This window comes from Flavobacterium pygoscelis (assembly GCF_023162025.1).
GTDB classification, from domain to species: domain Bacteria; phylum Bacteroidota; class Bacteroidia; order Flavobacteriales; family Flavobacteriaceae; genus Flavobacterium; species Flavobacterium pygoscelis.
The window spans coordinates 424,513-450,052 of record NZ_JALNUB010000003.1 but is presented as its reverse complement, the minus strand read 5'-3'; the positions used below and the strand labels follow the sequence as shown (position 1 = coordinate 450,052).

Annotated in this window: 21 protein-coding genes; 13 read left to right on the top strand and 8 right to left on the bottom strand. The window is 32.1% G+C overall.

The window, feature by feature from the left end; translation table 11 throughout:
* Positions 1-225 precede the first annotated feature (225 nt).
* The gene (locus MW871_RS06525) at positions 226-897 is read left to right on the top strand and encodes a hypothetical protein (protein ID WP_248427999.1); all 672 of its coding nucleotides are present in this window, start codon (positions 226-228) and stop codon (positions 895-897) included.
* A 109-nt stretch (positions 898-1,006) separates the two neighbouring features.
* Here MW871_RS06525 and purE read toward each other — a convergent pair whose 3' ends face one another.
* From purE to MW871_RS06510, 3 genes are read right to left on the bottom strand one after another with little or no spacing between them, the layout of a single operon-like run.
* Complete coding sequence (gene purE / locus MW871_RS06520) at positions 1,007-1,489, bottom strand: 5-(carboxyamino)imidazole ribonucleotide mutase (protein WP_248427998.1); 483 nt, start codon at positions 1,487-1,489, stop codon at positions 1,007-1,009.
* Positions 1,490-1,549: 60 nt separating this feature from the next.
* A complete protein-coding gene (locus MW871_RS06515) occupies positions 1,550-2,707 on the bottom strand; it encodes a 5-(carboxyamino)imidazole ribonucleotide synthase (RefSeq protein ID WP_248427997.1) in 1,158 nt (385 codons plus the stop codon).
* A 54-nt stretch (positions 2,708-2,761) separates the two neighbouring features.
* Entirely contained in the window at positions 2,762-3,292 is a 531-nt protein-coding gene (locus MW871_RS06510; protein WP_248427996.1) for a hypothetical protein, read from the bottom strand.
* A 110-nt stretch (positions 3,293-3,402) separates the two neighbouring features.
* On the opposite strand from MW871_RS06510, the gene hpt reads away from it, so the two are divergent.
* From hpt to MW871_RS06455, 11 genes are all read left to right on the top strand, one after another.
* Entirely contained in the window at positions 3,403-3,933 is a 531-nt protein-coding gene (hpt, locus tag MW871_RS06505; RefSeq protein WP_248427995.1) for a hypoxanthine phosphoribosyltransferase, read from the top strand.
* 15 nt (positions 3,934-3,948) lie between these two features.
* Positions 3,949-4,521: an adenylate kinase gene (locus MW871_RS06500; protein WP_248427994.1), complete on the top strand. Its 573-nt coding sequence runs from the start codon at positions 3,949-3,951 to the stop codon at positions 4,519-4,521.
* Positions 4,522-4,741: 220 nt separating this feature from the next.
* Positions 4,742-6,016, top strand: a complete 1,275-nt coding sequence (locus MW871_RS06495; RefSeq protein WP_188049944.1) for a hemolysin family protein — start codon at positions 4,742-4,744, stop codon at positions 6,014-6,016.
* 72 nt (positions 6,017-6,088) lie between these two features.
* Positions 6,089-7,090, top strand: a complete 1,002-nt coding sequence (gene obgE / locus MW871_RS06490; RefSeq protein ID WP_188049945.1) for a GTPase ObgE — start codon at positions 6,089-6,091, stop codon at positions 7,088-7,090.
* A gap of 173 nt (positions 7,091-7,263) precedes the next feature.
* Positions 7,264-9,408 carry a S46 family peptidase gene (locus MW871_RS06485; RefSeq protein WP_248427993.1) on the top strand — a complete coding sequence of 715 codons (2,145 nt, stop codon included), beginning with the start codon at positions 7,264-7,266 and terminating at the stop codon, positions 9,406-9,408.
* A gap of 122 nt (positions 9,409-9,530) precedes the next feature.
* Positions 9,531-10,223 (top strand): tetratricopeptide repeat protein, encoded by a 693-nt coding sequence (locus tag MW871_RS06480; protein ID WP_248427992.1) that lies wholly within the window; start codon positions 9,531-9,533, stop codon positions 10,221-10,223.
* Between the two features lie 44 nt (positions 10,224-10,267).
* A complete protein-coding gene (locus tag MW871_RS06475; RefSeq protein WP_248427991.1) occupies positions 10,268-11,626 on the top strand; it encodes a UDP-N-acetylmuramate--L-alanine ligase in 1,359 nt (452 codons plus the stop codon).
* 33 nt (positions 11,627-11,659) lie between these two features.
* Positions 11,660-12,355: a RadC family protein gene (gene radC, locus MW871_RS06470; RefSeq protein WP_248427990.1), complete on the top strand. Its 696-nt coding sequence runs from the start codon at positions 11,660-11,662 to the stop codon at positions 12,353-12,355.
* A gap of 9 nt (positions 12,356-12,364) precedes the next feature.
* Entirely contained in the window at positions 12,365-13,054 is a 690-nt protein-coding gene (locus MW871_RS06465; protein WP_248427989.1) for a YjjG family noncanonical pyrimidine nucleotidase, read from the top strand.
* 3 nt (positions 13,055-13,057) lie between these two features.
* A complete protein-coding gene (locus MW871_RS06460; protein WP_248427988.1) occupies positions 13,058-13,807 on the top strand; it encodes a hypothetical protein in 750 nt (249 codons plus the stop codon).
* Positions 13,808-13,874: 67 nt separating this feature from the next.
* Positions 13,875-15,188, top strand: coding sequence for an amidohydrolase family protein (locus MW871_RS06455; RefSeq protein WP_248427987.1), 1,314 nt, complete (start codon positions 13,875-13,877; stop codon positions 15,186-15,188).
* Positions 15,189-15,236: 48 nt separating this feature from the next.
* Here the strand turns inward: MW871_RS06455 and MW871_RS06450 are convergent, their stop codons facing one another.
* Positions 15,237-16,514, bottom strand: a complete 1,278-nt coding sequence (locus tag MW871_RS06450) for a replication-associated recombination protein A (protein ID WP_248427986.1) — start codon at positions 16,512-16,514, stop codon at positions 15,237-15,239.
* Between the two features lie 283 nt (positions 16,515-16,797).
* Between MW871_RS06450 and MW871_RS06445 the strand changes: the two genes are divergently transcribed.
* Complete coding sequence (locus tag MW871_RS06445; protein ID WP_248427985.1) at positions 16,798-17,574, top strand: rhomboid family intramembrane serine protease; 777 nt, start codon at positions 16,798-16,800, stop codon at positions 17,572-17,574.
* A gap of 57 nt (positions 17,575-17,631) precedes the next feature.
* On the opposite strand, the gene rlmB is transcribed toward MW871_RS06445, so the two are convergent.
* From rlmB to MW871_RS06425, 4 genes are all read right to left on the bottom strand, one after another.
* Complete coding sequence (gene rlmB / locus MW871_RS06440) at positions 17,632-18,366, bottom strand: 23S rRNA (guanosine(2251)-2'-O)-methyltransferase RlmB (protein ID WP_188049955.1); 735 nt, start codon at positions 18,364-18,366, stop codon at positions 17,632-17,634.
* Between the two features lie 61 nt (positions 18,367-18,427).
* Positions 18,428-19,876, bottom strand: a complete 1,449-nt coding sequence (locus tag MW871_RS06435; RefSeq protein WP_248427984.1) for a SusD/RagB family nutrient-binding outer membrane lipoprotein — start codon at positions 19,874-19,876, stop codon at positions 18,428-18,430.
* 9 nt (positions 19,877-19,885) lie between these two features.
* Entirely contained in the window at positions 19,886-22,966 is a 3,081-nt protein-coding gene (locus tag MW871_RS06430) for a SusC/RagA family TonB-linked outer membrane protein (RefSeq protein ID WP_248427983.1), read from the bottom strand.
* 1,025 nt (positions 22,967-23,991) lie between these two features.
* Positions 23,992-25,536, bottom strand: coding sequence for a SusD/RagB family nutrient-binding outer membrane lipoprotein (locus MW871_RS06425; protein ID WP_188049958.1), 1,545 nt, complete (start codon positions 25,534-25,536; stop codon positions 23,992-23,994).
* Between the last annotated feature and the right edge of the window lie 4 nt (positions 25,537-25,540).

Sequence of the window (25,540 nt, the reverse complement as noted above, 5' to 3'; positions counted from 1 at the left end):
TTTATGTGTAATTAATTCTATTAATTGGCTTTGATTTTTATGTTTTACAAAGATAGCGATTTATAAAAAAAAACTAATCTTAAAAAGAGTGGATTATATTGATATTGCAGTTCTCAGTTGATGTTATAGTTATGTTATTTATTTTCTAGGCAACTTTAAAAGGTGTAAATTGGGAAAAGATTAATTAACGAGTTTACTTAATCAAAATAATTTTAAAATATAAGTATGAATTATCAAGTTATAATAAAGCGTATTGATACGGTAAATGAAGTGGAAGGATATTGGTCAGATCAAGATTTGATTCAATTGTTAGATAAATTTAATTATCCTGATGGTGCAACTGCAGAGAAAAAAAACTTGCCTGAATTGTTAGAAATGGCTATTTCTGATTACGAACCTAGTGAAGCGGCTGAAATAGTATTGGCATATAAATTCTCTGAGGAATTAAACGAAGGGCAAATACAGCAAATTGCACATAATATGCTAATTGATAAAGTGTGTGAGGAATATCCTGAAATCCACATGCAAGGAAGATTATTCCATACGAATCAATTGTTGTTTAAGGCATACAACGGGAAGTTTCCAAATGCTAAAGCTTCAGTAGTTCATTTCTCGATGCAACCCGAACAAAATGAGGCTACAAAAGTCTTAACCAAAGAAAATGTACTTAAATTACTCAATAATGGTTTGTCTGATCGAAATTTAATCAAGCGATTGTTTGACGATCAAATGACGCAAAACATACCTTTTCCAGAAGCAGAAGGGATTATTTGGGAATTGAACACGACTGACAATTTAAATTATACTTTAGTAACATCTGAAAATTGGATAAACAACGAAGATCTGATTAGTTCAGAATTCGAAAGTGTATTAGAGGAAGTAATAGAAGAAGTTTAGCTCCTTGAAATTATAAAATAAAAAAGGCTTCCTGTTATTGGAAGCCTTTTCTGTATATAAAATGATTGTCCTACATTTTACAAATAAAATTAGGAGGAGAGTTATGGTTTTATTTAATCAAACTTTTGGAAGCTTTGATAACGGCTTCTTTTAACTCTAATTTGTATGCAATAATTCGGTTTAAAACTTTAGCGTTGTTGCTTCCAATAATTTGAGCGGCTAATATTCCGGCATTTTTAGCACCATTCAGCGCTACAGTCGCTACGGGAACACCACCTGGCATTTGTAGGATAGACAAAACAGAATCCCAACCGTCAATAGAATTACTAGATTTTACAGGAACACCAATTACAGGAAGTGGCGACATTGAAGCAACCATTCCTGGCAAATGCGCAGCGCCTCCAGCTCCAGCTACAATTACTGAAATGCCACGTTTGTGCGCATTTTGACTAAAATCAAATAATTTTTCTGGTGTTCTGTGTGCCGATACAATATCAACTTCTACTTCGATTTCAAATGATTTTAATATATCGATTGCTTCTTGCATTACGGGCATGTCTGAGATACTGCCCATTATTACGGCTACTTTCATTTTATTTTTTATTTTTTGTACAAAAATTTCAGAAATCAAATCTGTAAAATTTTTGACTGTTTATTTTTGACTAATCACTCTTATTGTATTCTTTACATCTTCTGCAATTCGTCGGGCTTCTACAATATCAGCATTTACAATAGTAACGTGACCCATTTTTCTAAAAGGACGCGTTTGTTTTTTGCCGTAAATATGAGGTGTAACTCCGTTCCAACTCATTATTTTTTCGATGTTTTCATAAACTACATTTCCAGAATGTCCCTCTGCACCAACTAGATTCACCATAATTCCTGCCACTTTACTGTCTGTATTTCCCAAAGGTAAATCTAAAATAGCCCGTAAATGGTTTTCAAATTGAGACGTAAAACTGGCTTCGATAGAATAATGTCCAGAATTATGTGGGCGAGGAGCAACTTCATTTACGATAATTTCGTCCTCTTCTGTTTGAAACATTTCCACAGCTAGTAATCCAACATGATTGAATTTTTCCGAAACATGTAGCGCAATTGCTCTTGCTTTATCAGCTACTTTTGTATCAATTCGAGCCGGACAAATTACATATTCTACTTGATTGGCTTCTGGATGAAACTCCATTTCGACTACCGGATAGGTTTTTATTTCGCCTGACGGGGAACGACAGACAATAACCGCTAATTCATTTTTAAAAGGAATCATTTCTTCGGCAATGCATTCTACATTGGCTAAATTGTCTAAGTCAGTTATATCCCGAATAACTTTTACACCGTTTCCGTCGTAGCCAAATTCAGTGCATTTCCATACAAATGGTAATGTTATTTGAGATTCTAAGATGGCTAAGATTAAGCTTTTTATGTCTTTAAATCGCTTATAATTTGCTGTCGGTATTTGGTGTTGCGTATAAAAATCCTTTTGAACTCCTTTGTTCTGAATTAATTGTAATGTTTTTGGAGAAGGATATACTTTTAATCCCTCTTCTTCTAGTTTTATTAAAGCTTCAAGATTAACTAATTCAATTTCGAAAGTCAAAACATCGACTAGTTTACCAAAATTGTAAACTGTTTGAAAATCCATTAAGTCACCTTTAATAAAAGTGTCACAAGCAATTTTGCAGGGCGCTTCGTCGCTTGGATCAAGAATGTAAGTTTGTATGTCAAATTTTCGAGTGTCAAACAAAAGCATTTTACCCAGTTGTCCGCCCCCAAGAATTCCTAATTTGAAATCAGAAGAAAAATAATTCATTGTGTAGTTGTATGTTTGAGCAAAGATACTTTATAATGATTGAATCCAAAAATGCTATTTAATTTTCTTCAAAATTTCTCTAGCAACTGCCCTGTATGCCGATGAGTTTTTAGGATAGTCATCAATAAGGATCCGCTTTAAATCAACAAGAATAGAATGGTTTTTCGTGCTAAGAGCATATAAACTCCTTATAGCATACGCTTTTGTTGCTGTTTTTGTAGTGTCGTTAATAATCCAGTCTAGACAATTTTCAGTAATTTTTTGTTCTTGAAAAGGAGTTAGTGTGCCGTTTTGAGACAAAAACATACTTATTTTTGAGATTGAACGCATAGCACTTTGATTAGTATATTTAGACATGCTATTGCAAAATACATCAAGGTATTTTTCTAGTAAAAAAAGGTGTTTTTCTAGTACCAGTTCTAAAATCCAGCAAGCTTTGTGGTGATTTTTGTCACCAACATGCAAAGCTATTTCAAGCAAGTCAGGAAGTAAATAGATATTTGCTAAAATATGTTCTGCATTTTCGTCTCTGCTGGCTCTATGTGCGGTGCTATTGGCTATTTTTGTATAAAGTTCACTATTCATAAATGACTAAAAAGCAAGTTATTTTCAAATGTACGGTATTCTTATGGTTTTAAAACTGAATTCTCAATTCAGAAATTGCTATATTTGCCCATTATTTTAAACATTAAAAAATGATACAACTTCACGATAAACAATTTGTTCCGTTTATTTCTGCGCAAGAAATTGAGTTTGCCTTGGTTAAAATGGTTGCTCAAATAGAAGATGATTTTATAGATGAAACGCCAGTTTTTGTAGGGGTATTAAATGGTTCTTTTATGGTGGTTTCTGATTTTATGAAACTATACAAAAAACCATGTGAAGTCTCATTTATAAAAATGGCATCTTATGAAGGAACCGCTACTACAAACGTTGTAAAACAGTTGATTGGTTTGAACCAAGATTTAACAGGACGCAGCGTTATTGTCATTGAAGACATCGTAGATACGGGAAACACATTAGTGGAGCTGAAAGAATTGTTTAAAAAACAAAATGTAAAACATTTTAAAATAGCAACACTTTTCTTTAAGCCAGAAGCGTATACCAAGGACATAAAAATAGATTATGTTGGGATTAGAATTCCTAATAAGTTTATCGTCGGGTATGGCTTAGATTACGATGGCTTAGGAAGAAACTTACCAGAAGTATATAAACTAAAAGAATAACCATACAACCACAACATGACTAATATTGTTTTATTTGGAAAACCAGGAGCTGGTAAAGGAACTCAAGCTGAGTTTTTGAAAGAAAAATATAAATTAACGCACATATCAACTGGCGATGTATTCCGTTTTAATTTAAAAAACGATACAGAATTAGGCAAACAAGCAAGAGTGTACATGGATGCCGGAGATTTAGTTCCGGATGAACTAACTACAAAAATGCTGATTGATGAGGTCAATAAACATTTGGATACAAACGGAATTTTATTTGACGGTTACCCAAGAACTATTGCTCAAGCAGAAACTTTAGATGTATTTTTAACTTCATTAGGTTCAAAAGTTGCTGCAACAGTTGCACTCGAAGCTGATGATGAGGTTTTAGTGCAGCGTTTGTTAGAAAGAGGAAAAACAAGTGGTAGAATTGATGATCAAGATGAAGAAAAAATCAGAAATCGCTACCAAGAATATAATGAAAAGACAGCTCCTTTAATGAGTTATTATCAAGCTCAAGGAAAGTTTCACGCTGTAAATGGAATAGGTTCTATTGCTGAAATTACAGATAGAGTAAGTAAGGTAATCGATAATTTATAGAAGCTTTGTCCAGCTTTACGTTGCAAGTCCTCACTTATAAAACGTGTTTTCTAAGCCATAAAAGGAGCTTCCTGTGGTCGCTCTTATATGTCAAGAAAATTACTTTTTATAAATTCCGGGCTTTGCACTGCTATCTGGGCTAAAATAAGGAATAATTAAAAACTCGATTTTAAAAAACGAAAAATCGAATGAGAATAACTAAACGAATCAAAATAATAACTTGGAAATAGTAATAATATTTTTTCTGATACTGCTAAATGGGGTTTTCTCCATGTCCGAAATCGCCTTGATTTCAGCACGAAAAAATAGATTAGAAACTGCAGCAAAAAAAGGAAACAAAAGCGCAAAAATAGCTTTAGACTTGGCAAATTCGCCAAACAAATTTTTGTCAACTGTACAGATAGGAATTACCCTAATCGGAATTCTTACCGGTATTTATAGTGGTGACAAAATAACAAAAGACGTTGAGATTTTTATACAAGGATTTGAAGTCTTAAAACCATATGCGCATCCGGTTGCTGTTGGTCTTGTTGTAGTAATACTGACTTTTTTCTCTCTAGTTTTAGGGGAATTGTTGCCTAAGCGAATAGGTTTAAATCATCCAGAAGCAATTGCAAAAGCGGTGGCGCTGCCAATGAAAATAGTTTCTATCGTAACGGCTCCTTTTATCTGGTTATTAACACATTCTACAGATTTTTTGTTAGATATATTGCAAATAAAACCTACTGCTGACGGAAAAGTCACAGAGGAAGAAATCAAAGCAATTATTAAAGAAGGTACCGAAGGTGGTGAAGTACAAGAAATTGAACAAGATATTGTAGAGCGCGTTTTTCATATTGGCGACAGAAAAATAAACTCTTTGATGACCCATAGAAAATCGGTTATGTTTTTGCCTTTAAATTCAAATAAAGAGGAAGTTAAAGAGTATATGCTAAAAGAATTGCACTCCATTTATCCCGTTTATAATGGCAATTATGATGATATAGTAGGTGTAGTGAATTTAAAAAATATTTTTGCTCATTTTGAAAATGAAAATTTCAACTTAGCAGATATAATGACAGAGGCTCCTTTTATGATGGAGCAAACAACCGCTTATGTTGCTTTAGAAAATTTTAAAAAATCAGGGATTCATTACGCATTTGTATCAGATGAATATGGTGTTTTTCAGGGCATAATTACCCTAAATGATATTCTAGAAGCATTGGTAGGTGATGCTGCTGAGTTTTATAAAGATGATTTTCAGTTAATAGAAAGAGAAGATGGAACTTGGTTAGTAGATGGGCATTATTCATTACATGATTTCTTGACTTATTTTGAATTGGATGAATTAATTAATGATTATGAAGTCACGACGGTAAGCGGATTAATAATGACTGAATTGTCCCGTATTCCTAAACAAGGCGAAAAGCTGGTTTGGCAAAAGTTTGAGTTGGAAGTAATTGATATGGATGGTGTAAAGATTGACAAAGTAATGGTCAAAGCATTACAAATGTAATAATAGTTTTATAGCGATTAAAAGCTCAGAATGAGTTTTATAGGTATAGTTGAAAATTGAATAGTAGAAAAAATGACAGAGGGGAATTTTGTAGATTACGTAAAAATATTTGTTTCTTCCGGAAAAGGGGGGAAAGGATCAACGCATTTGCATAGAGAAAAATTTATTGAAAAAGGTGGGCCGGACGGTGGTGATGGTGGTCGTGGTGGTCACGTTTATTTAGTTGGTAATAAAGGACTTTGGACCTTATTTCACCTAAAATTTGCAAGACATATTAAAGCAGGTAATGGGGGAGATGGTAGTGGTGATAGAAGTACGGGTGCTGATGGAGATGACAAGTATATCGAGGTACCATTAGGTACTGTAGTGAAAGATAAAGAAACAGGTGAAATCCTATTTGAAATAACAGATGATGGTGAGAAACAAGTTCTTTCTCGCGGAGGTAAAGGTGGTTTAGGAAACTGGCACTTTAGAAGTTCAACCAATCAAACGCCAAGATATTCTCAGCCCGGTTTGCCTGGAATAGAAATGGATGTTATTTTAGAGCTTAAAGTATTAGCAGATGTAGGTTTAGTAGGTTTTCCTAATGCTGGAAAATCAACTTTATTATCTGTTTTAACTTCTGCTAAACCAAAAATTGCAGATTATCCTTTTACTACTTTAAAACCTAATTTAGGAATTGTAGCTTATCGTGATTTTCAATCTTTTGTAATTGCGGATATTCCTGGAATTATTGAAGGAGCCGCTGAGGGTAAAGGATTAGGTCATTACTTCTTAAGACATATCGAAAGAAATTCAACTTTGCTTTTTCTTGTTCCTGTGGATACTCCAGACATCAAAGGAGAATATGATATTCTTGTGAATGAGTTAACAAAATACAATCCTGAGATGTTAGATAAGGAACGTATGGTTGTAATTTCTAAATGTGACATGCTCGATGAAGAGTTGAAAGCAGAATTAAAAGCAGAATTAGATGTTTCTTTCAAAGGTGTTCCCTATATGTTTATTTCGTCTATAGCCCAACAAGGTTTGACCGAATTAAAAGACAAATTATGGAAAATGTTGAATGAATAATTGCTAAATTTTCATAATAAGGTGCTCTAGAAATAGAGTGCCTTTTTTTATGTAAAATTATTAAATTCATAAAATTATATTAAAATAACATCTGATACTAATGTTTGTTTGGCAAAGAGAGGTCGAGATTGCGAAAATGATTTATATTCGCACAACAAAAAAATAGTTACATTATGAAAAAAATAATTTTATTCTTTACCATGTGTCTCGTGGCTTTTCCAGCAAAAGCAGATGAAGGAATGTGGTTTTTGATGTTTATCGAAAGATTGAACCATAGAGATATGGAAAAATTGGGTTTACAGCTTACTGCTGAAGAAATTTACAGTATCAATAATCATAGTTTGAAAGATGCTGTAGTACAGTTTAATGGTGGTTGTACTGCCGAAATGGTTTCTAAAGAAGGATTAGTTTTAACGAATCACCACTGTGGATATGATGCAATTGCAGAACTATCTTCTGAAGAGCAAAATTATCTAAAAAATGGTTTTTGGGCAAAAGATAAAAGTGCTGAAATGAAACCAAAGTCTTTATTCGTACGTTTCTTTGTTCGTATGGATGATGTTTCTAAAAGAATTTTATCTAAAGTAAATGATAAAATGACAGAAGCAGAAAGAAATAAAGCGATTCAGCAAGAAATGGCTTTAATCGAAAAAGAAAATAGTGATGGAGGAAAATATACCGTTTCTGTTCGTCCTTTCTTTCAAGGAAATGAATATTACTATTTTGTTTATCAAGATTACAAAGATGTTCGTCTAGTTGGAACACCACCAGAAAGTTTAGGTAAATTTGGTGGAGACACTGATAACTGGGAGTGGCCAAGACACACAGCTGATTTCTCTATGTTTAGAGTGTACGCTGATGCTAATGGAAATCCAGCAGAATATTCTAAAAATAATGTGCCATTACAACCTAAACATTATTTACCAGTAAGTATCAAAGGGGTTCAAGAAAATGATTTTGCTATGATTTTAGGTTATCCAGGACGTACCAACCGTTGGATGCCTGCAGGAGGAATTGAGCAAAACGTAAAATTTGCTTATCCAGCATGGGTTGAAGGTGCCAAAACCGGAATGGATAGAATGAAGGTTTACATGGACAAGGATGAAACTGTTAAATTAGAGTATGCATCTAAATATGCTTCGACAGCCAATTACTGGAAAAATCGTCAAGGAATGATTGATGCTTTGACTAAAGCGGGTACAGCTGTTACCAAATCTAAAGAAGAAGCTAAATTTAATGCTTGGGCTAATAAAAAAGCGAATAAAGAGAAATATGGTACTGTGATCGCTACCATTAATAATTATTACGCTCAAACAAATTTAAAATCAAGCCATGATAATTACTTAAGTCAATTAATGAGAACAGCTGCATACGGAGCTGCTCCTGCTAATTTAGGTAATGCTTTGATTTCTTATTATAAGGAAAACGACGCAAAGAAGACTGAAATGCTTCCAAAATTAAATCAGTTTATTGAAAACGTTTATGGTAATTTTTATGCTCCTTTAGAAAAAGATGTATTTGCAGCACAATTGAATTTATATACATCAAAAGGTGCTGCTTACGGACTTCCTGAAGGTATTGCCAAATTAAGTCAAGACAATAAAGGTGATTTTACTACTTATGTGAATAACGCTGTGGCCAAAAGTATTTTTGCTACTAAAGAAAGTGTTTTGGCTTTTATGAAAGATCCAAAACCAGAAAATATCACAAATGATCCATTATATGTTGTTTCAAATGAGTTATCATTAAAAATGAGAGCTAAAACTCCTGAGCAATTAAAAGCAGATGATGATTTCGCAATTGCATTCCGTAATTTAGTTGAAGGCTTACGTGAATCTAAAATGAATTCAATAAAATATCCGGACGCTAACTCTACTTTGAGATTAACTTACGGAAAAGTGCGTGCTTTGCCTGCAGACAAACGCAATGATGCTACTGTGAACAATTATACTACAATGACTGGAATGGTTAAAAAGTATAAAGCAGGAGACCAAGAATTTGATTTGCCAGCTCGATTATTAGAGTTGAATGCGGCTAAAGATTTTGGACAATATGCTGATAAAGCTGGATATATGCCAGTAAACTTTTTGACTGATAATGATATTACGGGAGGAAATTCAGGTTCGCCGGTATTAAACGGTAAAGGGGAATTAGTAGGTATTGCTTTTGATGGAAATATTGAAGCTATGGCTGGTGATGTAATCTTTGATGCAAAATTACAAAGAACTATTAGTGTTGATATTCGTTATGTACTTTGGATAATAGATAAATATGCTGGAGCAAAGCATATTATCGATGAAATGACAATAGTAAAATAAATTTAGTCTAAAATAATAAAAGCCTCTTACCTTGTGTTTAAATCAAGTTAAGAGGCTTTTTTAATATAAAACCTTTTGTGTGTAAAATACATTTCAATTATTAATTTCGTTATTTTTGAACAATGAAACATATAATTTTTTTATTGATACCCTTTCTGATGTGGTCACAATCTAACTTTGAAAAAGCAGAAAAATTTTTTCAGGAGGAAAAATTTGAGCAAGCACAAGCACTTTTTGAGTTGTACCTAAAATCTAATTCGGGAGATTTAAAAACAATAGAATATTTAGGAGATATTGCAGGCCAAAACAAATCATGGGATAAAGCAATAGCATACTATAAAAGATTAAAAGAGTTAAAACCATTAGAAGCCAATTATTATTATAAGTATGGAGGTGCTTTAGGAATGAAAGCTAAAGATTCTAATAAGTTTAAAGCCTTAGGAATGATTGATGAAGTCAAAGAGTCTTTTGAGAAAGCAATTAGTTTAAACCCCAAACATATTGAGTCAAGATGGGCTTTGATCGAATTGTATATTCAGTTACCCGGAATTGTTGGCGGAAGTGAATCAAAAGCCATCAAATATTCAAACGAATTAATGCAACTGTCAACCGTAGATGGTTATTTGTCAAGAGGACACATAGATGAATTTTTTAAAAGATATGAATTAGCAGAAAAACAATACAAAAAAGCGATTGAACTTACGGGTTCTAAAGTAAGTTATTATAAATTAGCTAATCTCTATAAAAATAAAATGAAACAACCAGATAAGGCAAAATCTGTTTTAGAAGTCTATAATAAAAAAAATTCGAGATAGTTATCACTCCTCTTAATAATAAAATTTAAATCAAAAAAATTAGAATGCGTACACATTTTATAGCTATTGGCGGAAGTGCCATGCACAATTTAGCATTAGCTCTTCATAATAAAGGATATCAAGTTACGGGTAGTGACGATGCTATTTTTGAACCTTCAAAATCCAGATTAGATAAAAAAGGAATTTTGCCAGCTGAATTAGGTTGGTTTCCTGAAAAAATAACGGCCAATATAGAAGCTGTAATCCTAGGAATGCATGCAAAAGCTGATAATCCTGAATTACTAAAAGCTCAGGAACTTGGATTAAAAATTTATTCCTATCCCGAGTTCTTATACGAACAATCTAAAAATAAAACACGCGTCGTAATTGGTGGTTCTCATGGAAAAACTACAATTACATCAATGATTTTACACGTAATGAATTATCATGATATTGCTGTTGATTATATGGTAGGTGCACAATTAGAAGGTTTTGATACGATGGTGCATCTTACAGAAGAAAATGATTTTATAGTTTTAGAAGGAGATGAATATTTGTCTTCACCAATTGATAGAAGACCAAAATTTCATTTATACCAACCTAACATAGCTTTGATTTCTGGAATTGCCTGGGATCACATCAATGTTTTCCCGACCTATGAGAATTATGTAGAGCAGTTTGAAATTTTTATTAGCAAAATTACTAATGGTGGAATTTTAGTTTACAACGAAGAAGATCCTGAGGTAAAACGTGTGGCAGAAGCGGCAATAAATCCAATTAGGAAAATGGCGTATCATACTCCAAATTATTCAGTTGAAGAAGGTGTCACTTTATTAGAAACACCTGAAGGCGATATGCCAATAGAAGTTTTTGGTGCTCATAATTTAAATAATTTAGCTGGAGCCAAATGGATTTGCCAGAATATGGGAGTCGATGAAGCTGATTTTTATGAAGCAATTGCTAGTTTTAAAGGAGCATCAAAACGCTTAGAAAAAATAGCAGAAAGCAAAACTAAAGTAGCTTATAAAGACTTTGCGCATTCTCCTAGTAAGGTCGCAGCGACCACTAAAGCAGTAAAAGAACAATATCCAAATAGAACCTTAATAGCTTGTTTAGAATTGCACACTTATAGCAGTTTGAATGCTGAGTTTTTAAAGGAATATGAAGGCGCATTAGAATATGCAGATACAGCAGTTGTTTTTTACTCACCAGATGCTGTAAAAATAAAGCAGTTGGATGAAGTGAGTTATGATCAAATTGCTACTGCTTTTAATCGTAAAGATTTAATAATTTATACTAATCCTGTTGAATTTAAGGAGTTTTTATTCAAACAAAATTTTGACAACTCAGCTTTGCTATTAATGAGTTCAGGGAATTATGGAGGCTTAAATTTTGATGAGGTAAAGCAAATAATTGTGAACTAAAAAGGATAAATTGAATTAAAGATAAAAAATACTATGGCTGAAAATTCCTTTTTTCCTATCACCAATTGGTCCGAAGATGACAAGCCACGTGAAAAACTTATGCTGAAAGGTAAAAGTGTTTTAAGTGATGCGGAACTAATTGCGATATTGATCGGATCGGGGAGTAGAAGCGAATCGGCAGTTGATTTAAGTAAGCGAATTTTAGCAAGTGTTGATTGTAATTTAAATGCTTTAGGCAAACTCTCAATTACACAATTAATGGTTTTTAAAGGGATAGGCGAAGCAAAAGCAATATCAATAATCGCAGCTTTAGAATTAGGGAGAAGAAGACGTTCCGAAGAAGCTGTAGAATTAAAAAAAGTGACTTCTAGTAAAGTTATTTTTGAAATAATGCAACCTATTATCGGAGAATTGCCTCATGAAGAGTTTTGGATTGTCTATTTGAATAATTCAAATAAGGTAATTTCAAAATCGCAATTAAGTAAAGGCGGAATCACGGGAACATTAGTTGACGTGAGAATTGTTTTTAAAACAGCACTCGAAATGGGTGCAACGGCATTAATTTTATGCCATAATCATCCTTCAGGAACTTTGATTCCTAGTGAGGCTGACAAACAAATTACTAAAAAATTAAAATTAGCAGGTGACAGTTTAGAAATAAAAGTACTTGATCATCTGATAGTAGCGGAATCTAGCTATTTTAGTTTTGCAGACGAAGGAATATTTTAAAAATAGAAAATGAAATTACCACACATAACCGATGTTTTTTTTGATTTAGATCATACACTATGGGATTTTGATAAAAATTCAGAGTTGACTTTTGAAGAGATTTTTAACAGAAATCATCCAAAAATAGAAACTAAAGAATTTATCGAAAAATACATTCCAATAAATCAAGAATGCTGGAGACTTTACCAATATGATAAAATTACGCATGAAGAATTGCGTTACAATAGATTAAAAAATTCTTTTGATGCTATAAATTATTCTATTTCTGATCAAGAAATTGATAAGATTTCAGAGGATTATATTCAGTTTTTACCAGATAACAACCATCTTTTTGATGGCACAATAGAAGTGTTGGACTACCTCAAGTCAAAATATAATTTGCATATTATAACTAATGGTTTTGCTGAAGTTCAATTTAAAAAAATGAATAATTCTAAAATAACGCCTTATTTCTTAACCGTTACTAATTCAGAAATGGCTGGCGTAAAAAAGCCTAATCCTATTATATTTGATTACGCATTAGATTTAGCAAAAGCAAAAAAAGAAAATAGCATTATGATTGGTGATAGTTTAGAAGCAGATGTAAAAGGTGCTTTAGATGCAGGTTTAGATGCAATTTTTTTTAATGAAAACAACACTATTATTGAGAATCATATCAAGCAAATTAATCATTTATTAGAACTAAAAAAATATTTATAAATTATGAAAAAGTTAATCCTATTATTGCTAATGTTCGCGTTTAGTTTTTCTTATGCGCAATCTGTAAATGATTATAGTGCGGTTATTGTTCCATTAAAATTTAATTTTTTAAGATCCGAAAATCAATATCGATTGAACACGATTACGAAGTTTTATTTTACCAAAGCAGGTTTTGAATCTTTTTACGCTAAAGAAAGTATGCCAGCAGAGTATAACGATCGTTGCAGTTTACTATATGCAGATGTAGAAAAGGAAAGTGGTTTTTTAGTAACAAAGCTTTTTATAACGCTCAAAGATTGTAATGATAATGTAATTTTTAAATCTAAAATAGGTAGGAGTAAAGATAAAGATTTTCAAACTGCTTACACGCAAGCTCTCAACGAAGCTTTTCAATCGGTTAATGAATTGAATTATAAGTTTAACGGTACTTCTAATAAAACAAAAACAAATGTTAGTCAGGAAATTGTTGCTAACAACGCTACTAATCAGACTATAGTTAATGAAAGTAATCAGACTGCTGTGGTACTAAACGATAAAAATTTATTGTATGCACAAGTTACACCAACGGGATATCAATTGATTGATAGTACGCCAAAAGTAGTAATGAAATTGATGAAAACATCACAGCCCAATTCTTTTATTGCAATGAAAGATAATTTACAAGGTTCTTTAATTCTAAAAGATAATCAATGGTTTTTTGAATATTATCAGAATGAAAAACTTGTTTCTGAGAAATTAAATATTAAGTTTTAGACACATTGTTTATATAATTATCTATTTATTTTTGCTAAAGTTTATTTTCATTAAATTCTTGTTCTCCATGAAAAAAATGTTCACTCTTCTATTTGTATTTCAATCAATGTTCTTTCTGGCACAGAATAAAATTAATGAGACCAGGAATTTTATAGTTTCTAATGTTTCTGTTATTTCAATGACGAAAGATGAAGTAGTGAAAAATCAAGATGTAATTGTACAAAATGGGAAGATAATTTCTATTGGTAAAACGAAGAAAATTAAAGACAAGAATGCTACAATATATGACGGTACAGGAAAATTTATAATGCCTTCACTCGCAGATGCTCATGTTCATTTTCCTGAGACAGAGCCGGAAATGGAAAGAATTTTGCAATTGAATTTGATTAATGGTGTGACTAAGTTACGTTCTATGCGTGGGGATTGGATGCATAAAGAATGGAGAAATAAGTATAATAGCATCGATAGTTATTATCCAAAATTATATCTTTCTCCACCACCTATTACAAGAAATTCTGATTTAAACTTAGAACAGATAGAATCTTTTGTAAAAGCCGCAAAAGAGAATGGATTTGAATTCCTTAAAGTTTTAAGTCTTAAAAATGACGTTTTTTTTAAGCAATTAGATAGTGTTTGTAAAAAGTATAATTTTTCAATTAGTGGTCATTTTCCATTTGTTTCAATTGGAAATCAGCTAGAAGATAAAACTATTTTTGCGTCAAATTATAATTCTTTTGAACATTTAGGAGGTTTGTCAGGCGAAACTGATGATAAGATTGATGCTAGAATTAATATTATTAAAAATAAAGGAATTGTAATTTGTCCTACTCTTTCGTGGTATAATGTTGGTTCGGGTAGATATTCATTAGAGGAGCTAAGAAACTTATGCGGAATGGAATTTGTTTCAAAAGTAATGATGGACAAATGGATTTCAGAGACAAAAGCGTATAGAGAAAAAATGGGCAACGAAGCATATCAGACTGAAGTTACAAAACAATTAAAATCATTAGAGGCAAAATACATAATTATAAAAAAACTAGATAAAGCAGGCGTAAAAATGATTCTAAGCCCTGATGCTTCCTCAAAGTTTATGATGGCTGGATCAACTATTTTAGATGAGATGGAATTACTTAAAAATGCCGATTTATCTAATTTCAGCATTTTAAAGATGGCGACTACTAATTTTGCTAACTTTTTTAAAGAAAATTATGGTACTTTAGAAGTAGGTAAAACTGCAGATTTTATAGTTTTAGAAAAAAATCCACTTCAAGACTTAAATGCATTAAAAGAGATTAAAGCAGTTTACACTAATAATCATTTTATAAATGAAAATAATTTAAAAGAAATTCGCCAGCAGTTAATTAATTCGGTAGAACTTTAAATTTTCTACTTTTCTTTTTCTTGACTTCTCTTTCCTTTAAATAAAAAATTAATATCCATATTTTTCCTTCCAACGATTTTTTAGAAATTCACGAATACTATTTTCTCTTGAATTATTTCCAGGTATATATATCGGATTGTTGCTCAGTCCTTCTGGCAAAAATTCTTGATCTGCAAAATTATTAGTGTAATCATGAGAATATTTATATTCTTCACCATATCCCAATTCCTTCATTAATTTTGTGGGTGCATTGCGCAAATGGATAGGTACTGGCAAATCCCCCGTTTGTTTTACCAACTGTTGAGCAGTTCCAATTGCTAAATACGAAGCATTGCTTTTGGCAGAAGTTGCGAGATACACAGCGCACTGACTTAAGATAATTCTACTTTCAGGATAGCCAATAGTACTAACCGCCTGAAAAGTATTATTGGCCATTATAAATGCTGTAGGATTCGCATTTCCGATGTCCTCACTACTTAGTATCAGCATTCTTCTAGCAATAAATTTTACATCCTCTCCACCTTCAATCATTCTGGCAAGCCAATAAACAGCTCCATTAGGATCGCTTCCGCGGATCGATTTTATAAAAGCAGAAACAATGTCATAATGTTGCTCTCCAGATTTGTCATATAGAACTGTATTTTGTTGTACTAATTCAAAAACTCGATCATTAGTAATTATAATTTCGTCTTCATTAGAAGCGTTTACGACTAGTTCAAAAATATTTAATAGTTTTCGTCCATCACCACCAGAAAGGCGCAGTAAAGCCTCTGTTTCTTTTAAATTAATTTTTTTTGTAGCCAAATAGCTGTCGGTTTTCATGGCACGCTCTAATAAAGATTCTAAATCTTTTTTTGTAAAAGCATTCAAAACATAAACCTGACAGCGGGACAAAAGAGCAGGTATAACTTCAAAGCTTGGGTTTTCTGTTGTTGCGCCTATTAAGGTAATCCAACCTTTTTCTACAGCAGCTAATAAAGAGTCTTGTTGTGATTTGCTAAAACGATGAATTTCATCAATAAAAAGAATAGGATTTCTAGCTGTAAATAATCCACCACTTTGTTTGGCTTTTTCAATAACCTCTCTAATATCTTTAACTCCTGAATTAATAGCACTTAAAATATAAAAAGGTCTTTTTGATTCTTGAGCAATAATTTGTGCCAAAGTTGTTTTACCAGTTCCTGGAGGTCCCCATAAAATTAAAGAGGGTATAATTCCTTTAATAATTTGTTGTGTCAATGAGCCATTTGTACCCACCAAATGAGATTGACTTACATAATCTTGTAGTTTTTGAGGTCTTATGCGTTCTGCAAGGGGTGCTTCCATTTATTATTAAATTTTAATTTTTAAATTAAAAATTACCATCGGTAAAAATAACCTTTCTTTTTATTTCTTGGAGCTATTTCCAGCTTTCCGTTGCAATCTTTTCTTTTTTATTGATTGCTTCGTTCCTCGCAATCAACAAAAAGAAAAGGATTTTCTCTGCAATCTGGGCTAAAGTATTTGTTTATAATTGTCTTTTTTGGTTTTAACTATGACAAATTAGCATTTATTTGGCTTTGGCTATATTTTTGAAACCAATTAAATATTGATTGATGATATTTACTAAATGGATAAGGATTTTAAATTTACAAATGCTGTAGTTATATTACCATTAATTTTTGTGGTTGTAATATGGCTTGTTTTTTGGTTAGAAGTCCGCTTTGATTATGATTTTATTCAAAACGGAATTTATCCTAGGACTTTCTCTGGATTGCAAGGTGTTGTTTTTAGCCCTTTTATTCACGCTGATTCAGAACATTTATATAACAATTCACTCCCATTACTAGTTCTTTTGGCAGCATTGCAGTTTTTTTATCCCAGACAATCCTTAAAAGTTGTGCTTTGCGGCATTTTGCTTTCAGGGATATTAACGTGGAGCATTGGAAGAGAAAATTATCATATTGGTGCAAGTGGTTTAATATATGTCTTGTTTAGTTTTATTTTTTTCAAAGGTATTCAAACAAAGCACATTCGGCTTATTGCTCTTTCACTTACAGTAATCATTGTTTACGGTGGGTTAGTTTGGTACATTTTTCCAACTCCAGATGTACCCGGTGAAAAGTCTATTTCTTGGGAAGGGCATTTATCTGGATTATTAGCAGGTTTTATTTTATCTATCATTTATAAAACACCAGAGTATAAAAAGGTACCTAAATACGATTGGGAAAAACCAGATTATAACTCTGAAGAAGATGAATTTATGCAGCGTTTTGATGAAAACGGCAATTTTGTAAATCTTCCAGTAGTAGAGGATGAGGTCATTCTAACTTATTATTTTTCTAACATTCCAGTATCGTATGAAATTATTTCTAACGAAAAAAGTGAATCAAAACCGGAGTCTTAATTCACTTTTAATATTTTATATACTATTTATTGCTTTATGAAAAAGTATAAAATAGAATTATTGTCTTTGTCTTACGGCCTCATATAAAAAAGCACCACATGCTACAGAAACATTCAGCGAACCAATTGTTCCAAACATAGGTAGTTTTGCTTTTTCATCTACGATTTTTAAAACCGATGGATTAACCCCACGATCTTCTGACCCCATAATGATAGCAACAGGTTCATTCAGAGTAATATCGTAAATGTTTTTATCTGTTTTTTCTGTTGCAGCTATAGTTTTAATTCCGCTAGCTTGCAATAAGAAAATGGCGTCTTTAATGTGTTCCACTTTACAAATAGGAATATTAAATACAGCTCCAGCAGATGTTTTTACCGTGTCACCATTAACTGGCGCAGATCCTGCTTTTTGAACGATGATACCATTTACGCCTGTGCATTCAGCGGTACGAATAATGGCGCCAAAATTACGAGCATCAGATATTTGATCTAAAATTAAAAACAATGGTTTTTTTCCGTTTTCAATTACTGATTCAATTAAAGATTCCAAGTCAAAAAAGGAAATAGGAGAGATTGTGGCTACAGCACCTTGATGATTGTTCGGTGTTAGCCTATTAAGTTTTTCAACAGGAACGTAAGAAAAGTTGATGTTACCTCTCTTCATTACTTTCATTAAATCCTTCATTAGTTCGCTGCTTGCTTCCTTTTGAATGTATACTTTGTCTACTGTTGCCCCTGCTTGGATGGCTTCAATTATTGCTCTAATCCCAAATATTTGATGTTCTTTTTCCATGGTGCAAAGATATAAAAAAAACCACCACTTTTTAAAGTGGTGGTTTTGTTATTTAGGGTTTTTATAAATCCCACCAAACCTTATTACTTAACGAGACATAAGGTAATGGAATGCCTGGCCCTGCCTTGAGAGCAGCCGTATTTACATTAATCTCAATTTGAGGATATGATAGTCTTACAGGTATGTTATTACTAGTTCTGTTGTTGACTGAAGGTAATAATACTGGATAGCCAGTCCTTCTCCAATCAACAAAAGATTCATATGCTCCTTGGAACATGGTAATCCATTTTTGCTCCATTATTCTCTGTAGGGTGTTATTGTATGTAACTAAAGGATTTGTTAAATAACTAGATGCAGAAGATCCTAAGCCTAAAGAATTCATATCTTCTGTAATTGCATTTTTATAACTAATTTCAGAATTTATTGCGTCATTAGCTCTAAAATAAATTTCTGCTTTAATAAAGTTTACTTCAGCAGCACTTATTAGTACTACTGGAGAATTTGTTGAAGCATATGCTGATCCGGTTCTAGAAAATAAGTTTTCACCAGAATCATCGTTATCATCACCAGGAATGTTTCCTAAGAATTGACCTGCTAAAGCACCATTATTAACTGGTTTAAAATATACAGGAATTCTAGGATCAGATAAAGATTTCATTTTATTAACAATAGTATTTGCTATTGCGTTATCCTTTCTCCCAGATAAAACATCAAATTGAAAAATTGGATTAGCGTTCGAGGCGCTAATACCAAATACTACTTTTGCATCATTTGTTGAATTAATAATTAAAGTCGGATTCGTTTGTAAATATGCTAAAGCTAGAGTTGGTCTTCTTAAACTTAAATGATTTAATAATCTAAGCTTTAGTGAAGTTCCAAAAGCAGCCCATTTTGCAGCTGAACCATTATATATAACATCAGCTGTTCCAGGATTTGATCCCGAGTTAGTAATTACATTTGCTATACCTTTGTCAACATTTACTAATAAAGCATCATAAATGGCTTCTTGTTTGTCATAGGCTGGATTTATATTACCTGATAATTGTAATGCTTCATTGTAAGGAATGTCTCCAAAAGCATCAGTTAAAACACTAAAACTATATACTTGTAATAATTGGGATATTCCTAAGTATAATTTATCATTGGTCTCTGCTGTATTATTTTCTATAGCTTTTAGATCTGCAAGTAAATTGTACATATTTGTCCATAATCCGTCAGTAGAAGCGGGTGTTATATCATAACGTGAATATTCAAGAGGTTGTCCTCTGTGTCCAGCGTAATATTGAACAATATTGGCTGGCATACGTGTTGCTTCACCTCCAATGATGTATCCTAAATTAACTTCAGATGATGTTAGTAATGTTGAATTAGGCACTATCGTTGGTGCGTTAGGGTCGTTATTAATATCTAGCTCACTGGAACATGAGGATATAAATAACATTATTGAAAAAATTCCAACAAAAATATTTTTTGTATGAATTGTTCTATTAATAAAATTTATTTTTTTCATATTTTTTTTTTAAAATTGAACTTTTAGATTAAATCCAATTGTTCTCGTTGTAGGAAAAGCAAATCTAGAAACACCTTGAGCATTACCAGTTCCAAAAGAACTTGATTCTGGGTCTATGTGAGGTATTTTTGTCCATAACGCCAAGTTACGTCCATAAAAGCTAATGTCTAATGCTTTTATTTTTTTGTCAGTTAGTTTGAAGGTATAGCCTATAGATGCCTCTCTTAGTTTAACCCAATTATTTTCATAAACATACTCTTCATTAGGATATGCATTACCATACCAAACTGCATCTCTTTTAAGCACTACATCATTAGGATTACCTGTTGTTGAATTTACTCCAGGAAATGTATAATCTTGTTCTCTATTTGCAGTTTTTGCTGATACACCATAAAAATCTAATAACTCCTCAGTTCCGCTATATATACTTCCTCCTTGTCTTGTGTCTATTTGTGCAGAAACATATAAATTTTTATATGTAAATGTGTTTGTAATTCCGCCGGTCCAATCGGGTTCTACATATCCTAGATTTTTACCGTCTTCAAACAATGGATATCCATCATCATCCGTTAAAATTTGTCCATTTGAATTGCGCTGATATGCTGAACCTACTATGTTACCATATCTCTCATCTTTAATAGCGAAAATTGCAGGATTCCCTCCAAATCCTCCTAAGAAAATTTTGTCAACACCTGGATAAGTTGCAACAACTTTAGATTTAATTTTACTAAAATTTACGTTAATGTCCCATCTAAAATCTTTTGTTTGAATTGGTGTTCCGCGTAAAGCTAATTCAATTCCTCTAGAATTTGTTTCACCACTATTTACAACTGTATTTGTTGCGCCTGAAGCTGGTGAAATATCTAATTGTATAATTCCACCAGTATTTACATTTTTAAAAAATGAAGCATCTAAACCAAGTCTGTTTTTAAACATTTTTAATTCAATACCAACTTCATATTCTGTTGTAAATTCTGGTTTTAAATTAGCATTTGCAATTGTATTGTCAACAGTGTATCCTGGAATTCCATTAAAAGGGAAAGTAATACCATCTGTAAATCCATCAGCAAACTGACCTAGCTTAAATGTTTGTTGTGTCAAATAAACATTTGCATCACGAGCTGTTTTTGATGCACCAACTCTTAATTTTCCATAGTTTAATAAATCCCCTTTTATATCTAAAGCTTCTGAAAATATAAATGATGCACTAGCTCCTGGATAAAAGAAACTTCTGTTTTGTTTAGGTAAGGTCGAACTCCACTCGTTACGTCCAACTATATCTAAAAAAAGATAATTGTTGTAACTCAGCGTTAAATTTCCAAATGCACCAATTAAGTTACGTTTGCTTGTTTGATTAAAACCTGGATCAAAAGTTTGGATATTATTTGTGTTTTGTATTCCTGGTAGTACTAATTGAGATCCGGTAATAATATTTTGCCTAAATGTTCTAGTATTAATATCTTGGCCTATTAACAAAGTGGCAGCAAATTTATCTGTAATTTTTGTGTTAAAAGTTGATGTAAGTGTAGATGTTATTTCGTTTCTTGAGATATCATCAAAAGACAGAAAACCTGAAGGAGCACTTCCGCTATTTTTATCTCTAAATATCTTTCTATTATCCACTAAGTTATCATTCCCTAAACGATAGTTTAATTTCATCCAGCTAGCTAATTCATAGCCTAAATTTACACTCATAATGTATCTTTTACTATCGGTGGTTGCTGAGTTTTTATTTACCGTCCATAATGGGTTATCAAAAGATCCACCTCTTGAGTTTATCTGTCTTCCATCAGGTCTTTCGTATCCGTATCCTAAAATATCCCAAGTTATAGGCATGTGATATAATGCAAAAATTGGATTATTTCCATCTTGACCAGTAAAGGGTAGATCTCCATTTGAAACATTATAAGAGAAGTTTACACCTGCATTGAATTTATTAGAAAACTTGTAATTTCCATTAAATCTAGCATTAATCTTGTTAAATCCTTGATTCGGGATAATAGATGTCTGTCTAGAATTTCCTAATGAAGCAAACATGCTGTATTTATCCGAAGAATTAGATAACGATATGTTATTATTGTTTGTAAATCCCGTATTTAAAAAGTCTTTTCTAGGATCAAAAGCTTTTAGTTTTATTGCCTGTGGTCCTAAGCCCCTGGCTGCACCCGCACCAGCACTATTTACTGTTTGTCCAGTGATTCTTGGTCCGAAAGAACGAGATCCTCCCTCTGCATACGTAACACCATTATTACCTTGTGCAAACTCTCTTTGATAATCTGGAAGAATTAAAGCTTCATCAGCCGCAAATTGGCTAGTAAATTCTATCACGGGTACGCCACTATTATTTTTACCTGATTTAGTAGTTATTAAGATAACTCCGTTTGAGCCTCTATTTCCATATAGTACCGCACCTGCAGAACCTTTAAGTACAGTGACAGATTCAATATCGTTTGGATTAATATCTGAAGCTCTATTAGGACTTGCGAAACCTTCAACTGTATTTCCATTACCGTCATTTGAATTAGATATTGGTACACCATCGATCACGTAAAGTGGTTCGTTTGAATTAGTAATTGATTTATTTCCACCTCTAATTACTAATCTACTTGCTTGCCCAGGTGCTCCACCCGAAGCGATTACTTGTAAGCCTGCAACTTTTCCACCTAGGGCGTTTACAAAATTCTGATTTCCACCTTTGATTATTTCATCAGTATTAACTACTGAGGTTGAGTACCCTAATGCTCTTTCTTGTTTTTTAATGCCAAGGGCAGTAACTACAACTCCTTCTAATTGAACTGAATCATCTTTCAATCTAATGTTGATTATACTTGTACTAGCAACTATTTCTTGAGATTTCATCCCAATGTAGCTAAATAGCAAAGTTTGGTTTGGTGATGCTTTGATAGAGAACTTTCCATCAAAATCAGTTTGTGTTCCAGATTTAGTTCCCTTAATCAATACACTAACACCTGGTAAAGGCATACCTGAATTGTCGGAAACAGTCCCAGAAACAGCTCTTTCTTGCGCAAAGGTTAGTTGCGCGATTAGCACTAATAGTAGTACTAAGAATCCATTGAACTTTAGTTTCATTTTATAAAATTTTGAATTAGTCTTACAAATTTCTTAAAAAATTGTTAACTTTCCTACAATTATTTCTATTATTTGTGTTAAAATTAATTTGTAGTCTTTTATGTAAATTTTAATAACTTTTTTCACTTTACAATTTTTAATCAAATTATATATTGTTTTATGCATAATTTATTTAAAATTTAATTTTAATTTTTTTTACGCATTAATGTGAAGAATTTTACTGGAATTAATCTTAGCATTTTCATGGTGATTATCTATCATCTTTTGAATATATTTATATAGAATTTTTAATAATGTTATTGTTATTTTAACATTAGTACTTTCATTAAACTGCTAAGCTTACTCAATTGTATTAGTAATTTTATTTGGAAAAATATTAAAATTACTTTTTTGTTAATTATTAATTCATTGATAAAAGCAGGGAATATTTAACCACAAAATCATTTTTTTTTAAGCTGCAGATTCCTTAAATTATATTTAATAAAGAAAGGAATAGTATAGTGTAATTACTCAATTTCCTTTATAATTATGAGTGATTTCTTAATTACCTCACTTTTGTCTATTGTTTTAATCGATTCATTTCTTTATAAAAAAATATTTTCGAAGAAATTGATGATTAGGTTTAAATTTAATAATCCACTTATTATAATTAACGCTAATTAATTTATTAATAATTTATAGAAATAGTATTCGTGTCTTTAAAAACAAATATTATAATTTTTGTTCGTTTTTAAAATTTTCTTATCGGTATTAAATAAATCTTTTTAATTTTTTTGACTTTATAAATGATTTTGTTTGCAATTGGATAAAGTAATTATTCTAATTATTGCTCAACAAAAATAACTTAGTAATTCTTTTTAACTTCTTTTTTTTTATATTGAATTAATCTTAAAGTTTATTATTTTTCAATTCCATTTATACAAAGACACTTAATTTTTTTGTATAAGTTTTAAAATTACTACATTATTAAATAAAAAAAGGCTGCCTTTTAGAGCAGCCTTTTTAAATATTAGAAATGGTATTAATTATGGTACGTACCAGAAAGGACCTTGAGTTGTTATTTGAGCAGATGTCAAAATAGGCACATTTGCAGAATTTGCATTATACTCTGACAATGGATAGATTAATCTTTTAGGCCTGGTTGGTTGTAAATTAAACCCATTTATAGATCCAGGAATTACTGGGTATCCAGTACGGGTGTAATTAATATAATTCTCAACACCATGAATACCACTCAACGCAATCCACTTTTGAGTAAGAATAACTTGTACCTTGTCAGTTGATGCTGACCAACCAAAATTAGCTTTACTGTCAATGTCAGTAAGATACGTTCCAATTGTAGCTCCTAAGTAAGTGAATGATGCTTGTACTCCTTCATTAAATAAAGTTTGTGCTGTTCCAATTAAATAACCTCTTTGAACAGCTTCTGCTTGAAGAAATTTACTTTCAGATAAAAGCATTAAAACGCCTGCTTTTGAAGATGCTGCTACGTTTGCTGCAGCTGCGTTTGCTCCTGCATAACCTGTTAAACCCGCTCCGAATCTTGAAGTAGGATTTGTAGAGTTGTTTTGTCCAGGTACTGGTTTTTGACCTTGATCAGTTCCTACAACTTTACCGCCAACTTGAGTCCAAATTCTAGCTCTCCTTGGGTCAATAACACCTGCGGTAGGGCCTCCTGCTTCGCCATTCAAAACGTCAGCAAAAAATTTAGAAGACGTAAATAATGTGTTAGTTGTGTTTGTGGTTGAACCAGCTGCGTCTCTTCCAAAATTCCCATAAAACGGATTTTGTTTTGCATCATTAGCAGCAGAGTATCCAGGATTGATTAAAACATCTGCATTTACAAAATTATTTAAAGTTTTTAGATCTGCATATTTTGTGTTTAAATAAGCTAAAGTAGTTGCATCTGTTAATTTACTTTGTCTTAACAGTATTCTAAGCTCTATTGTATTGGCTAATTTTAACCATTTTGACATATCTCCTGCAAAAACGACATCAGTAGTTGCTCCTATTGCTGTTGGAGAAGCATTCTGAATAAGAGTTCTAGCTTCCTCCAATTCTCTAATCAAATCCTTATATATTAGTGCATCGTCAGAGTAAATAGGAGTTAAATTATTTTGTCCTTTAAATGCATCGAAATAAGGGCAGTCACCATACAAATCAACAATATATTGCATGTAGTGAGCTTTCATTATTTTTGAGATTGCAATGTAATTTTGTTGATCTGCCAAAGGAGTTTCAATGATTTTTTGGAAGTTATTTATACTTCTATATAAACCATCCCATACTGCTGCGTATGTACCATTACTGAAGTTATATGAGTATTCTACTTGTAAAGGATTTGTAAATTGATATATATTTCCTCCCCATGCATTTGTCATAATGCTTCCAAGCTGATTCATGTTAATTGCTTGTGTTCTAAAAGCCTGGGTTTGAGCACCAGGCAAAATTAGTCTTGGCGGAATAGCATCTGCCAATGGACTATTAACGTTATCATTGTCTGCTAAATAATCACTACATGATGTTAGTGAAAGTGTTAAAACAGCAATTAATAAAAATATTTTTTTCATGTTA